Here is a 12,784-nt window from a genome sequence, read left to right as displayed (position 1 = left end):
GTTGGTCGCGCAGTTCCCCGCGCCCCTTGGGGGCGTGGGTGCGTCGGTGCGTTCCCGGGCCGGAGACAATGGGGGTGTGGACGAGTCGACACCCGTGACCCGAGATGTCGATCACGGCACTGCCAAGCTGATGCCCGACGTGGATCGGAAGCGGGCCTGGCTGCTGACGGTCGACGGGGCGCCGCAGTCGTACGTGGACCTGGACGAGCCGGTGCATCTGGAGTTCGAGTACGCGCGGCGGCTCGGGCATGTTCTGGACACCGTCGCGGAGCCGGGGCGCCCGCTGGAGGTACTGCACCTCGGTGGCGGCGCGCTCACCCTGCCCCGCTATCTGGCCGTGACCCGGCCGGGCTCGCGGCAGGACGTCGTCGAGGCGGACCGCGCCCTGCTGGAGCTGGTCGTGGAGCACCTGCCTCTCCCGGACGACGCCGCCATCGCCGTGCACACCGCCGACGCCCGCGCCTGGCTGGAAGCGGCCCCCACGGACTCCGCGGACGTGATCGTCGCCGACGTCTTCGGCGGCTCCCGAGTCCCGGCGCACCTCACGTCCCTGACCTACGCCCACGAGGCCGGCCGCGTCCTGCGCGACAGGGGCGTCTACCTCGCCAACCTCGCCGACGCCGCCCCCTTCGCCTTCCTCCGCTCCCAACTCGCCACCTTCGCCGTGGTGTTCGAGGAGCTGGTGCTGATCGCCGAACCTGCCGTCCTGCGCGGACGACGCTTCGGCAACGCCGTGCTCGTCGCCGCACATCACCCCGTCGACACACTCGCCCTGACCCGGCTCACGGCGGCCGACGCCTTCCCGGCGCGGGTCGAGTACGGGGCGGGAATACGCGACTTCATCGCCGGCGCGCGACCGGTACGCGACGAGAACGCCATACCCTCACCGGAGCCCCCCAACGGGGCGTTCGGCATCGGCTGAGCCGTCCCCGGAAGTCGGCCGCTCACGCCACGCCCAAGTGCCCGCACTTGGGCGCTTCTTTGACGAGGGCTGGTGTTCCTTTTGAGGTGATCAAGTCATGTTCATGACGACTTGCTCACTCCGGGACCTCTTGGTTCCCCAGGATGAAGGAGCCTCATGCGCAAGCGTGTTGCAGCTGTAGTCGGTACGGCCGCGCTCATCGGCGCCGCCCTTCCCGCCGTGGTCGCGGCGCCCGCCTCGGCGCGCTCTTCGATCACCTGCCACCCCGTCGGCCACAGCTACATCGTCAACAAGGAGAAGGTTGCCGTTCACGCCGCGCCGGGCCCAAGGGCCAGGGTCACCGGCTATGTGTACAAGGACAACAAGGTGAGCGCCAAGCTCGAGTGCAAGAACAGCAGCGGCACCTGGGAGTGCATCGGTGACTGCCACGACCCCGAGGAGTCGCTGGCCGGCCGTTGGGTCTACCGCGGCTATCTGAGGGGCTGATGTCCCAGGGCGTTGTGGCGCACCTCGGCGAGGTGCGCCACAACGCCCTGAGGTCGGTCACCCGGTCGGGGTTCCGTGGAGCCGGACCGTGCCGAGGACCTTGAGGACGGTCGCCTGGGAGACCTCGTCCTTCACGCCCTTGGCCCCGAAGAAGTTGAACGACACGTAGTCATCGGCGGAGTTCTTGAAGCCGAAGGTGAGTGCCTTGCCGTCGGTGACGCACTTGCCCTTCTTCGGCGTGTTGGTCGACCGGGCCCACGCGATGCTGCCCTGGACGCCCGAAGTGGTCTTGAAGGGCGTGGCCTTCTTGTCGAAGGAGATGCTCTTCTTGTCGGGCTGGGTGTAGCCACCGAAGACCCACCATGCGGGAGTGTTGACCGCGATCTCGTCGGTGTTCCTGGCGCCGTCTGCGCCCTTGGTGCCCACGACGGCCAGCGGGGTGTCGTCGGTGCGGCCGTCCTTGTCACTGTCGGAGGTGCACCACTTGGACTTGTACTTCGCGGTGCCCGACATGTTGATTCCCTTGTCCTTCTCGTCGTCCGGGAAGTCGAAGCCGATGCGGAGGCCCGGGTTCTGGACCTCCCAGTCCGCGGGCACGTCGAAGGCGATGCCCCACTTCGTGTTGACCACGAGCTTCCAGCCGGGAATCGTCGGCTTCTCGGTCTCCGCGCCACGCGGGTCGTCGTCCGACGAGGAGTCCGTGGAGCTCGGGTCCGCAGAGGCCGAAGCCGACGAGGACGGTTTGCCGTCGGTCCTGCTCCCGTCGGCCTTGTCGTCCTTCTTCCCGCCGAGCACCAGGAATCCGGTCACGCCCGCGGCCGCCACCACGGCCACGGCCGCCACGATCGCGACGAGCTTCGTCCGGTTCCCGCCACCGCCACCCTGGGAGGGCTGCGGAGAGCCCGCGGGTACCGGAGTCTGCCACTGAGGCTGCTGCGCATAGGGGTTGGGTTGCTGGAACCCGGGCTGCTGATAGGGGTTCGGCTGCTGGTACCCCGATTGCTGGTACGGGTTGTTCTGCGCTTGCGGGTTCTGTCCCTGCGGGTTGGTTCCCTGCGGGTTCTGCTCGCCCCCGGGCGGCTGCTGTCCTGGCCACATGAGCAGCCACCCTAGTGCCGCCCGGGGCACGATTCGGTCACTGTGGCTTGTCAGGGCTGTGCCAATCCGCACAGGGATCTGGCCACCCGAGGCTACTCATGGGTAACATCTTCGGCATGAGCGCAGACCAGATGTCGATCGGTGAGATGCTCGCCGCCACCGTGCCCATGGCCCGGACCCTGAATCTCGAGTTCCTGGAGACCACGCCGGACAAGGCGGTGGTGGCCCTGCCGGACCAGAGCGAGTACCACAACCACGTGGGCGGGCCGCACGCCGGCGCGATGTTCACGCTGGGGGAGTCCGCGAGCGGGGCGATCGTGCTGGCCGCGTTCGGGGAGCACCTCGCGCGGGCCGTGCCGCTCGCCGTGAGTGCCGAGATCGCCTACAGGAAGCTGGCGATGGGAGCGGTCACCGCCATCGCCACCCTCGGCCGCCCGGCCGCCGACGTCGTCGCGGAACTGGACGCGGGCGAGCGCCCCGAGTTCCCGGTGACGATCGAGATCCGCCGCGCCGACGGCGCCGTCACGGGTGAGATGACGGTTGTCTGGACGCTGCGTCCCCACGGCTGAGGACTGTGTGGCTGCCGGGCCCGGGGTATGTGTGGTCCCGGGCCTTCGGTGTGCAGGTGTGCAGGTGTGCAGGTGTGCCGTGAGGCAGCGAGTTGACGGCGTGGCGGGTGAGATGACGGTTGGGAGGGCGACGACGCTTCCCGCGTGCCGGTCGCGGACGTCGAGCATCCGGCTGAGCAGGGTCTCGCGCGGGTCGATCAGGTCGTCGCCGAGCAGGACGGCGAATGGCTGGTCGCCGGCATGGCGGCGGGCGCACAGCACCACGTGACCGAGGCCGAGGGGCTCGCCCTGGCCGATGTGGTGGATGTCGGCCGGCCGCGCAGGGTCGCGTACGGCGTCTCCCTTGGCTGCGAGCGCCTGCCCCAGTTCGAAGGCGTTGCCGAAGTGGTCCTCGATCGCCCGCTTGTGCCGGCCGGTGACCATGAGGACGTCGTTCAGTCCGGCCGCGGCCGCCTCCTCGACGAGGTACTGGATGGCGGCTTGCCGACGACCGGCAGTATCTCCTTGGGTGTGGCCTTGGGTGCGGGCAGGAACCGTGTGCCGAGCCCGGCGGCCGGGACGACGGCCTTGCGAACGGTGCCGGTGGTGTGAGTGGGGGCGGGAGCCGGAGCGCCGGAAGTGTGGGGGCGATCATGCGGCTCATGCCGGCCGACTGGCATGAGAGTTTGCCGGGAGAAACTTCGGAGCTCGCTGTGGGTCCGTCGGGCCCGTCGGCGGTGGAGGTTTCGTGTGCCAACCGCCCTGCGGCGCACACAACTTGACGGCCGCCCATGCGGTCGTTTCGAATACGGGTGCGGATACCGCCGGTAACTTATCTGGAGTTTCCGCGTTTTGAACTTGAGTCACTCGAACTCCTTGTTTGTTGTGAGCCAATTGTGCGAAAGTGAACGGCCCTATAGCGGTCACCACCTGACTCGGCATAGGTATGCACCAATCAGGCACCTGCTTTCCGATGGACGCGCTTTCCGCACATACCGTCCTGCGGCTTGGAAGGAAATGGTTCAGTGCAATCCCCCTACCCCCCACGTCCGCCGTACCCGCCGCGCCCCGGATCGGGGCCCGCCGAGTCCGACCGCCATCTCGTCGCGCAGTTGGGCCCGGGTGCCGAGGGCGCCCGGGCGGGCGCGTTCCTGCTGGCCCGACATTGGCGGGCGACGTATGACTACGCCGTCATCTGTGTTGCCTCCGGGGAGGGGCCGGCGGACATGGTCGCTGCCGCGGCGTTCCACCGGATCCTCGGGCGGCCGGCCGGCGGCGCCCTGCGACCGCAGCTCCTGGCGGCCGTTCGGGACACGGTGAAGGAGTGGGCCTCGGACGACGGGATTTCCGTTCTCCTGCCGGAACTCCGCAAACCGACCGGCGGACGCGGACTGCGTGCCGCGCGGTCCATGACACCGGAAAGGCGGAAACTCGCCGAGCGGGCATTCCGGTCCCTTCCGGGAGCTTCTCAATGCCTGTTGTGGCACACCGAGGTCGAGGCCGAACCCATAACCGTACCAGCCGGTCTGTTGGGCGTGGACGCGCCCACCGCGTCGGCCGCCCTGGAGCAAGCACGCGAGCAATTCCGGGTGGGCTGCGTGCACGCCCACCGGGAACTCGCACCCGGCAAGGAATGCCGCTTCTACAACCGTCTCCTCGACGTCCCGATACGCCGGGGTGGCGCCCTGCTCCCCGATGTCCAGCAACACCTGATGGAGTGCCGCTACTGCCGTCACGCCGCCGAACAGCTCAGCCATTTCGAGGGCGGTCTGGAGGTGCTGCTCGCGGAGACCGTGCTCGGCTGGGGCGCCCGGCGCTATCTCGACTCCCGCCCCGGCCGCGGCGGACACCAGGCGGCGGGGCGCGGCGCCGCACGTCCCGGGAGCGGCGGACGACACCGCCCGATACCGACGCAGCGGCACACCAAGGCCGTCGTCGTGGGTGTCGGTGTGGCGGCCGCCGCGCTGCTCGCCACGGTCTTCGTCACCAAGGGCTGGTCCGACGACAACGGTGTCCCCGATCCCCGGGCCACCTGGGGGGCGCAGAGCAGCAGTTCGCTGCAGCCGTCGCGCTCCGCGGACGGCGCCTCGTCGGCCGGTTCCCCCTTGCCCGCCTCCGTGGGGCAGCCCGTCGAGATCGGACGCGGCAGGCTCCGCAACGCGGAGAGCGGCCTCTGCCTCGATGTCGGCGGTGGCCGGGCCGACTCCGGTGCCGCGGCCGTGCTGGCGGCATGCTCCTCAGCCGGGTCGCAGCAGTGGTCGTACCAGGACGACGGTCTGCTGCGCAGCGGCGTCGACCCCACGCTGTGCCTCGACTCCGACGCCGGAAGGCATTCGGTGGACCTGGCCTCCTGCCTGGCGCACGGGGGAGAGGCGCGCTACGACCTCACCGTCCGCGGGGAGCTCCTGCTGCGCGGCGGCAAGGGACTGCTCGTCGCGCCGGGCAAGGGGACGCACGTCGTCGTCGGCACGCGGGACGGTTCCGCCGGGCAGCGGTGGCTGCTGGAAGCCGTGGACGACGGCCCCGGCCTCACGGAGAAGGGTGGATCGGGGGACGGCGCTCGCGCGGAGACGGAGGGCTCTTCCGGCGGTGCGCCGAAGGCGCCGGGCGCCCGGCCGCAGCCCCGGCCCCGGGCGCAGAAGTCCGAGGACGCGCAGGGCGAGCAGTACGAGGAGCGGTTCGCACAGGTCCACAGCGATACGACGCCCTCCGCACCGCCCGCGCCTCTGGACGAGGTGCGCACTCTTCCCGCTCATGTCCTGGGTGCGGTCACCTCCGTGGCGAACGGGGTCACGACGACCACCTCGGTCACCTTGACCGCCTTGAGCACGTCGGGCACGTCGGGCGCGTTTGGCGCGTCGGACATGTCGGGCTCATAGGGAGTTGTACGGGCCGCCCCCAGCCGGGCGGCCCCGGCTTCGGTTCTTGTCGGCATCCGGCCGTTTCCTGTTCGGTTCATTGACACGAGTCACTGGCCGTTCTAGTTTTCCCGCCGCGCCCGTAGTGGCCAACGGGGTGCCAAGTCGGCCTGACGCATGGTGCGTTCAGATGCCGAACGCAGACCGGGACACCGGGGCGCACATGCGGTGCACACCGTCGTGCCCGCACACCGAAGGAGTGACGGCCCATGACCGACACTGTCTCCCGGAGATCCGCGCTACGACTGCTGGGCGGCGCGATAGCCGTCGCCTCGGCGGCCACCAGCGGTCTCACACCCCCCGCGCACGCGCTGGACAGACCCGAGGCGGGGGCCGGTCCCCGCGTCGAAGGCCTCGTCGCCCGGCTCACCCTCGACGAGAAGATCTCCCTCCTGCACGGCGCCACCGACCCGGACTCGCTCGGCCAGGCGGGCTACGTCCCCCCGGTCGAGCGCCTCGGCATTCCCCGGCTCCGACTCGCCGACGGCCCCGCCGGCGTCCGCATCACCCAGCACGCCACCGCCCTGCCCGCCCCCGTCCTGCTGGCCTCCGCCTTCGACCCCGACCTGGCCCGCCGCTACGGACAGGTCATCGGCCGCGAGGGCCGCGCTCTGGGCCAGGACGTCCTGCTCTCCCCGATGGTCAACCTCATCCGCACCCCGTACGCGGGCCGCAACTTCGAGACCTTCAGCGAGGATCCGCTGCTCGCCTCCGACCTGGTCGCCGCGGAGATCGGCGGCATCCAGGGCGAGGGCCTGATCGCCACCGTCAAGCACTACGCGATGAACAACCAGGAGCAGGACCGCATGTCGATCGACGTGCGGGTCGACGAGCAGACCATGCACGAGATCGAACTGCGCGGCTTCGAGGCGGCCGTCGCGGCCGGCACCGGCGCGGTGATGGGCGCCTACAACAAGGTCAACGGCACGTTCGCGTGCGAGAACAAGACCCTGCTCACGGACATCCTGCGCGACCAGTGGGGCTTCGAGGGCTGGGTGATGACCGACTGGTTCGCCGCGCACAGCACCGTCGCGGCGATCACCGCCGGTCTCGACATGGAGATGCCCGACGGCGCCCACTTCGGTACGGCGCTCAAGTCGGCCGTGCAGAACGGGAGCGTTCCCGAGCGCTGTCTCGACCGTGCCGTGCGCCGGATCCTCTCCGTCATGGACCGCTTCGGGCTGCTCGACGACAGCGCCCCGCCGCGCCCGGACCGCGACGCACCGGCCGGTGCGGACGTGGCCCGGGAGGTCGCCGAGGCGGGCGCCACCCTGCTCCGCAACGAGCACCGCACCCTGCCCCTGGCCGAGGGCACCGGCGTCGCGGTGATCGGCCCGACGGGCGCCCTGCCCTTCGTCAGCGGCGGCGGGAGCGCGCACGTCGTGCCGGACCACGCCGACAGCCCGCTGGACGTCATCAGGTCCCGGGCCGGGAAAGTGACTTACGCACTCGGCGAGGACCTGTTCGGCAAGGCGATCCCGGCGTCCGCGCTGAGCCCCGCCCTCGACAGCGAGGGCCGACGGGTCGACGCCGGCAAGGTCTGGACGTACGACGGGACGCTCACCGTCCCCGACGCCGACGAGTGGACTCTCGTCCTGCACTTCTCGTCCGCGCCCACGGCGCGCCCCAAAGTGCTCCTGGACGGCACGGAGTTGTTCCCGCAGGCACCCGGATACGGCGAGTTCTTCACGGGAGGGCTCGTCTCGGCCGCCCCCGACGGGCTCTTGGTGCGCCGCAAGACCCTGACGCTCGCCAAGGGCGCCCATGCGCTGCGGATCACCGCGCAAGGAGGGGCCGACGGCCTGCTCTTCCGCCTGCGGCGGAGCACCGGTGCGACCCGGGCGCGGGACGTCACCGAGGCCGTCGCCGCCGCACGGGCCGCGCGGAACGTGGTGCTGTTCGCCTACGAGGACGCGACCGAGGGCCTGGACCGCGCCACGATCGCCCTTCCCGGCCACCAGGAGCAGCTGATCGAGGCCGTCACGGCGGCCAACCCGCGCACCACCGTCGTCCTCAACACCTCGTCCTCGACGTCGATGCCCTGGCTGAGGCGCACCGGGGCCGTGCTCCAGATGTACTACCCGGGCCAGGAGGGCGCGGCCGCCACCGCCGCCGTCCTGTTCGGCGACCGCGACCCCGGCGGCCGCCTCACCCAGTCCTTCCCGGCCGACGACGACCACCACCCCGTGGCCGACGACCCCCACCGCTACCCGGGCGTGGACGGCACCGAGGAGTACTCGGAAGGCATCCACGCCGGCTACCGCTGGTACGACGCCGAGGGCGTACGGCCGCTGTTCCCCTTCGGGCACGGACTGTCGTACACGTCCTTCTCGTACGAGGACGTGCGGGCGCGCTGGACGCGGCGCGGCCTGGTGGTGTCCTTCGGCGTCCGCAACACGGGGCGGCGTCAGGGCGTGGCCGTGCCGCAGGTGTACGTCGGACCCTCGCCCCGGCTCCGACTCGACCAGGCGGTACGGGTGTTGGGAGGCTACCGGAGGCTGACCCTGCGTCCGGGGGAGCGACGGCGGGTCGAGGTGGAAGTCGCCGCGCGCACCCTGTCCTCGTGGGACCCCAGGCGCCACCACTGGGTGCTCGGGACCGGCCGCCGCCCGGTGTGGGTCGGAGCGTCCTCGCGTGATCTGCGCCTGCGGACGAATGTGGAGGTGGGCTCGTGATACGCCGAATCGCCCTCGCGCTGACGGCGCTCGCGGCCGTCCTCCTCGCCCCGGTGCCGGCGCAGGCCGCCGCGCACGGCGACCCCGTCGTCAGCACCGACGCGGGCCGGGTACGCGGCGAAAGCACCACCGAGGGACGGCAGTTCCTCGGCATCCCGTACGCCGAGCCGCCGGTCGGCAGGCTCCGCTGGCGCGCGCCGCACTCCGTCCGGCCCTGGCACGGGGTGCGCTCCGCACAGGACTTCGGCAACAAGTGCGTGCAGAGCGCGAGTTGGGACCCCGGCTACGAACAGCCCTCGTACACCGAGAGCTGCCTGGACCTGAACGTCTACGTCCCCGACGGCTACGCCAAGCGGCCGGTCCTGGTCTGGTTCCACGGCGGCGGACTGACCGCAGGAGCCGGTCAGGACGTCGTTCCCGACACCTTCGCCCGGCAGACGGGAACGGTCGTCGTGACCGTCAACTACCGCCTCGGCGCCATGGGTTTCCTCGCCACCGCCGGTCTCGACGGCGAGACGCACGACCGGGTCTCCGGCAACTTCGGCATGCTCGACCAACAGGCGGCGCTGCGCTGGGTACGCGCCAACATCTCTCACTTCGGCGGCGATCCGGCCCGGGTCACCATCGCGGGGGAGTCGGCGGGCGGCCGCTCGGTCTGCACCCAGTTGGCCTCACCGACGGCGAGGGGCCTGTTCCGCGCGGGCATCATCGAGAGCGGCGCCTACGACGACTGCGGCGCACGTACGCACCAGGACGCGGTGACTCAGGGAGCCGACTTCGCGCAGAAGCTCGGCTGCACGGACATCGCGTGTCTGCGCGGCAAGTCCGCTCGCGAGATCCTTCAGGCCCAGGGCGGCTTCGACTGGGGCCCGGTGGCCGGCGGTGCCTTCCTGCCGGTGCAGCCGGAGCAGGCCGTCGCGAACGGGACCGCGTCCCGTGTGCCGGTGATCAACGGCTCGAACAAGGACGAGGGGCGCCTGTTCGCCTTCGCCGCCTACGACCTGAACGGCGCGCCGCTCACGGCCGGGCAGTATCCCGGCGTCATGCGGAACGCCTTCGGAGAGCAGGCCCTGCAGCGCTACCCGCTGTCGGCCTACCCGACGCCGACGATCGCCTATGCCACCGCGTTGGGGGACACGCTGTTCAGCTGCCCGGCACTGCGGCTCGACGGCCTGCTCGCCACCCGCGGCCGGGTCTACTCGTACGAGTTCGCCGACCGCACCGCCCCGCCCTTCGCCTCCCTGCGCAACCTGCACACGGACTTCGACTTCGGCGCGACCCACGTGAACGAGGTCCAGTACCTCTTCCGGCAGTTCGGTCTGGATTCCCCTCTGAACGCCGAGCAGAGGGTGCTGTCGCGGCAGATGGTGCAGTACTGGGGATCCTTCGTACGGGACGGTGTGCCGCGTGCCGAGGGGCAGCCGGTGATGCCCGGTGCCCCCGGGGTGGTGCTCTCGCTGAAGACGGCGTCCAAGGGCGGGAACACCCTCAGCACCTCTGTCCATCAGGAACACCAGTGCGATCTCTGGGACGGCGGCTCAGCGGGCTGACCCGGTAGGCTTCCCGGCGTGCACCCCTTTCGGGTGCACGCCGGGAATGCAGAACGAAACGTTTCACAACGGGAGGAACCGGCGTTGCACGTCCAGGAGTGGCTCGACACCGTACCCGCCGCGGCCGTCTATGCCGTGGTGGCGCTGGTCATCGGTCTGGAGAGCCTGGGCATCCCGCTGCCGGGCGAGATCGTCCTGGTCTCGGCGGCCCTGCTGTCCTCCCATCACTCCGGCATCAACCCGATCGTGCTCGGCGCGTGCGCGACCGCCGGTGCCGTCATCGGCGACTCCATCGGCTACGCCATCGGCCGCAAGGGCGGACGCCCCCTGCTGGCCTGGCTGGGCGGGAAGTTCCCGAGGCACTTCAGCGAGGGACATGTCGCCACCGCCGAGCGGTCCTTCGAGAAGTGGGGCATGTGGGCCGTCTTCTTCGGCCGCTTCGTCGCCCTGCTGCGCATCTTCGCCGGCCCGCTCGCGGGCGTCCTCCACATGCCGTACTGGAAGTTCCTGATCGCCAACGTCCTCGGCGGTATCTGCTGGGCGGGCGGCACGACGGCCGTCATCTACTACGTGGGCGTCGTCGCCGAGGACTGGCTGAAGCGGTTCTCGTACCTGGGCCTGGTGGCGGCCGTGCTGATCGGCCTGACGTCGATGCTGGTGCTGAAGCGCAAGGCGAAGAAGGCGACGGCCGAGAGGGAAGCGGCCGAGACGGAGCCCGTCCCGGCCGCCGACTGAGGTCTACGGCTTCTCGTGCACCTCGTGGTGTGCCTTGGCGAGGTCCGCGTACAGCGTGCCGTTGAGCGTGACGCCCTCGCGCTCCTCCTGCGTCAGCTCCCGCTTCACCTTCGCCGGCACACCCGCCACCAGTGACCCTGGCGGCACCTGCATCCCCTGCGGCACGAGCGCCTGCGCGGCCACCAGCGATCCCGCCCCGATGACGGCACCGTTCAGCACGGTCGCGCCCATGCCGACCAGACAGTCGTCCCCGACGGTCGCCCCGTGCACCACCGCGTTGTGCCCCACGGACACCCGCTCCCCGATGCTGACGGGAAACCCCGGATCGGCGTGGAGCGTGCAGTTGTCCTGGATGTTGCTCTGCGCCCCTACGGAGATCCGCTCGACGTCGCCGCGCAGCACCGCCCCGTACCAGACACTCGCTCCGGCCCCCACCGCCACGTCGCCGATGACCGACGACGTGGGCGCCACGAAGGCCGTCCCGTCGATCTTCGGTTCCCTGCCGCCGATCCCCGTGATCAACGCCTTGTGCGTCATCGCCCTCTCCTCGTCGTCGATTCAACACGCACCGTAGGCGATGAGCCCCCGACCGTCGCCACCGGACCCGTCCACCCGTCGTCAGCACGGGCTCTCCACGAGGCCGTGGCCTGCGCCCCGTCGGCCCCGGACTGATCCGGACCGCCGGCCTCGCGGTCAGAAGTGGTGATAGTGCACGGCGCTGGCCAGGGCGACGTCCTGGACCGAGGCATGGCGGCGGCTGAAGGGAATCCAGAGCAGGCCGACGGGAAGGACGACGCACAGCACGGCCCGCAGCAGCGCACGGGGGATGCCGAGCAGCCGCCCGGTGCGACCGGTGACGCGCAGCCCCATCAGCCAGTCGCCGACGGTGCCTCCGCTCGTGGCCCAGCCCAGGGCCAGATAGAGAACGGCCACGGCCGAGCCGAGCACACCGGTCAGCCAGCCGGAGAGGTCGGGCATACGGAACGGCGGCCCGGTGACGAGCAGCCGCAGGCCGCCGAACGCGAGGCATGCGGCGAGGCCGATGCCCGCCACCACGATCGCGTCGACCAGGGCCGCAAGGCATCGCGACACGACTCCCGCCGTGTCGCCCTCGGGCCCCGGCTCCGTACGCGTCACGGTGTCTGCCCGTGCGGCGGCGCGAGACCGTCGGTGCCCTTGGGGGCCGTGCCCGGTCGGTGCAGCAGGCGGTCGGCGACGCGGTCCACCATCCGGTCGGCCCGCGCGCTGCTCAGCCGGAGGGCGTCGACCGTCTCCTCGGCCATCCCGCCGCTGGTGTCCCGGACGATGCGGCCCAGATCGATCTCCTCCAGCACGGCCCTGGTGAGCGCGACCAGGTCGACCCGGTCGATCACGGCGTCCACGTCCAGCCGGGCGGCGATCCGGTCGACGTCGATACGCGCCGCGATCCGGTCGACGTCGATTCGCTCCGCGATCCGGTCGACATCGATTCGCGCCGCGACCGTGTCGGCGTCGAGCCGGGCGGCGACCTCGTTCACGTCCACCCGGGCCGCCACGCGCATCACGTCCACCCGGTCGGCGATCCGGTTGACGTCGATACGGGCGGCCAGGCCGTCCAGGTCGAGCCGGTCCAGGACGGCGGCCGTCACGGCGGGGACCAGGCGGTCGGCGACCGAGCCCGCGGTCCCCAGTGCGTACCGGGCCACTCGCCCTGCCGCGTCGAAGGGGTTCGGGAGGCTGCGCATAGTCATCCTCGAACCGCACCACAGGTCCGCCGCGGCCGCCTCATCCGCTACGGGTGATCCGCGTCCCGGGTGACGCCCGCTCAGGTGGGGTGAAGATCACAGGGCGCGGAGCCCGTCGGCGCACCTGG

The 12,784-nt window shown here is 71.0% G+C and carries 11 protein-coding genes and 1 pseudogene; 7 read left to right on the top strand and 5 right to left on the bottom strand.

Going from position 1 to position 12,784, the window contains the following annotated elements; all coding sequences use genetic code 11:
• Nucleotides 1-76: 76 nt before the first annotated feature.
• Nucleotides 77-922, top strand: coding sequence for a spermidine synthase (locus tag ACYUED_RS06005; RefSeq protein ID WP_491291278.1), 846 nt, complete (start codon nucleotides 77-79; stop codon nucleotides 920-922).
• Between the two features lie 156 nt (nucleotides 923-1,078).
• Nucleotides 1,079-1,408 carry a hypothetical protein gene (locus tag ACYUED_RS06000; RefSeq protein WP_491291277.1) on the top strand — a complete coding sequence of 110 codons (330 nt, stop codon included), beginning with the start codon at nucleotides 1,079-1,081 and terminating at the stop codon, nucleotides 1,406-1,408.
• Nucleotides 1,409-1,465: 57 nt separating this feature from the next.
• Here the strand turns inward: ACYUED_RS06000 and ACYUED_RS05995 are convergent, their stop codons facing one another.
• The gene (locus ACYUED_RS05995; protein WP_491291276.1) at nucleotides 1,466-2,506 is read right to left on the bottom strand and encodes a DUF8017 domain-containing protein; all 1,041 of its coding nucleotides are present in this window, start codon (nucleotides 2,504-2,506) and stop codon (nucleotides 1,466-1,468) included.
• Nucleotides 2,507-2,637: 131 nt separating this feature from the next.
• Here ACYUED_RS05995 and ACYUED_RS05990 point away from each other — a divergent pair, with 131 nt between their 5' ends.
• Entirely contained in the window at nucleotides 2,638-3,075 is a 438-nt protein-coding gene (locus ACYUED_RS05990; protein ID WP_491294149.1) for a DUF4442 domain-containing protein, read from the top strand.
• Between the two features lie 114 nt (nucleotides 3,076-3,189).
• Here ACYUED_RS05990 and ACYUED_RS05985 read toward each other — a convergent pair.
• Nucleotides 3,190-3,734 (bottom strand): annotated as a pseudogene (locus ACYUED_RS05985) (UTP--glucose-1-phosphate uridylyltransferase); the annotation flags it as partial.
• Between the two features lie 345 nt (nucleotides 3,735-4,079).
• Between ACYUED_RS05985 and ACYUED_RS05980 the strand changes: the two are divergent.
• From ACYUED_RS05980 to ACYUED_RS05965, 4 genes are all read left to right on the top strand, one after another.
• Complete coding sequence (locus tag ACYUED_RS05980; protein WP_491291275.1) at nucleotides 4,080-5,933, top strand: RICIN domain-containing protein; 1,854 nt, start codon at nucleotides 4,080-4,082, stop codon at nucleotides 5,931-5,933.
• 248 nt (nucleotides 5,934-6,181) lie between these two features.
• Nucleotides 6,182-8,647, top strand: a complete 2,466-nt coding sequence (locus tag ACYUED_RS05975; protein ID WP_491291274.1) for a beta-glucosidase family protein — start codon at nucleotides 6,182-6,184, stop codon at nucleotides 8,645-8,647.
• A complete protein-coding gene (locus ACYUED_RS05970; protein WP_491291273.1) occupies nucleotides 8,644-10,197 on the top strand; it encodes a carboxylesterase/lipase family protein in 1,554 nt (517 codons plus the stop codon). Before ACYUED_RS05975 ends, ACYUED_RS05970 begins: the two co-directional genes overlap by 4 nt.
• A gap of 84 nt (nucleotides 10,198-10,281) precedes the next feature.
• Nucleotides 10,282-10,932 (top strand): DedA family protein, encoded by a 651-nt coding sequence (locus ACYUED_RS05965; RefSeq protein WP_491291272.1) that lies wholly within the window; start codon nucleotides 10,282-10,284, stop codon nucleotides 10,930-10,932.
• Between the two features lie 3 nt (nucleotides 10,933-10,935).
• On the opposite strand, the gene ACYUED_RS05960 is transcribed toward ACYUED_RS05965, so the two are convergent.
• The 3 genes from ACYUED_RS05960 to ACYUED_RS05950 all read right to left on the bottom strand — a co-directional run bounded on the left by ACYUED_RS05960 (nucleotide 10,936) and on the right by ACYUED_RS05950 (nucleotide 12,662).
• Nucleotides 10,936-11,469: a gamma carbonic anhydrase family protein gene (locus tag ACYUED_RS05960; protein ID WP_491291271.1), complete on the bottom strand. Its 534-nt coding sequence runs from the start codon at nucleotides 11,467-11,469 to the stop codon at nucleotides 10,936-10,938.
• A gap of 156 nt (nucleotides 11,470-11,625) precedes the next feature.
• Complete coding sequence (locus ACYUED_RS05955; protein WP_491291270.1) at nucleotides 11,626-12,069, bottom strand: RDD family protein; 444 nt, start codon at nucleotides 12,067-12,069, stop codon at nucleotides 11,626-11,628.
• Nucleotides 12,066-12,662, bottom strand: a complete 597-nt coding sequence (locus tag ACYUED_RS05950) for a hypothetical protein (RefSeq protein WP_491291269.1) — start codon at nucleotides 12,660-12,662, stop codon at nucleotides 12,066-12,068. Before ACYUED_RS05950 ends, ACYUED_RS05955 begins: the two co-directional genes overlap by 4 nt.
• Nucleotides 12,663-12,784: the final 122 nt, after the last annotated feature.

This window comes from Streptomyces sp. DF42, from assembly GCF_058267695.1.
This window is presented reverse-complemented; position numbering and strand designations above follow the sequence as displayed.

Bases quoted from the DNA above. Each gene is read 5' to 3' on its own strand.
- ACYUED_RS05990 (WP_491294149.1), top strand. From the start codon at position 2,638: ATGTCGATCGGTGAGATGCTCGCCGCCACCGTGCCCATGGCCCGGACC.
- ACYUED_RS05975 (WP_491291274.1), top strand. From the start codon at position 6,182: ATGACCGACACTGTCTCCCGGAGATCCGCGCTACGACTGCTGGGCGGC.
- ACYUED_RS06000 (WP_491291277.1), top strand. From the start codon at position 1,079: ATGCGCAAGCGTGTTGCAGCTGTAGTCGGTACGGCCGCGCTCATCGGC.
- ACYUED_RS05995 (WP_491291276.1), bottom strand. From the start codon at position 2,506: ATGTGGCCAGGACAGCAGCCGCCCGGGGGCGAGCAGAACCCGCAGGGA.
- ACYUED_RS05950 (WP_491291269.1), bottom strand. From the start codon at position 12,662: ATGACTATGCGCAGCCTCCCGAACCCCTTCGACGCGGCAGGGCGAGTG.
- ACYUED_RS05960 (WP_491291271.1), bottom strand. From the start codon at position 11,469: ATGACGCACAAGGCGTTGATCACGGGGATCGGCGGCAGGGAACCGAAG.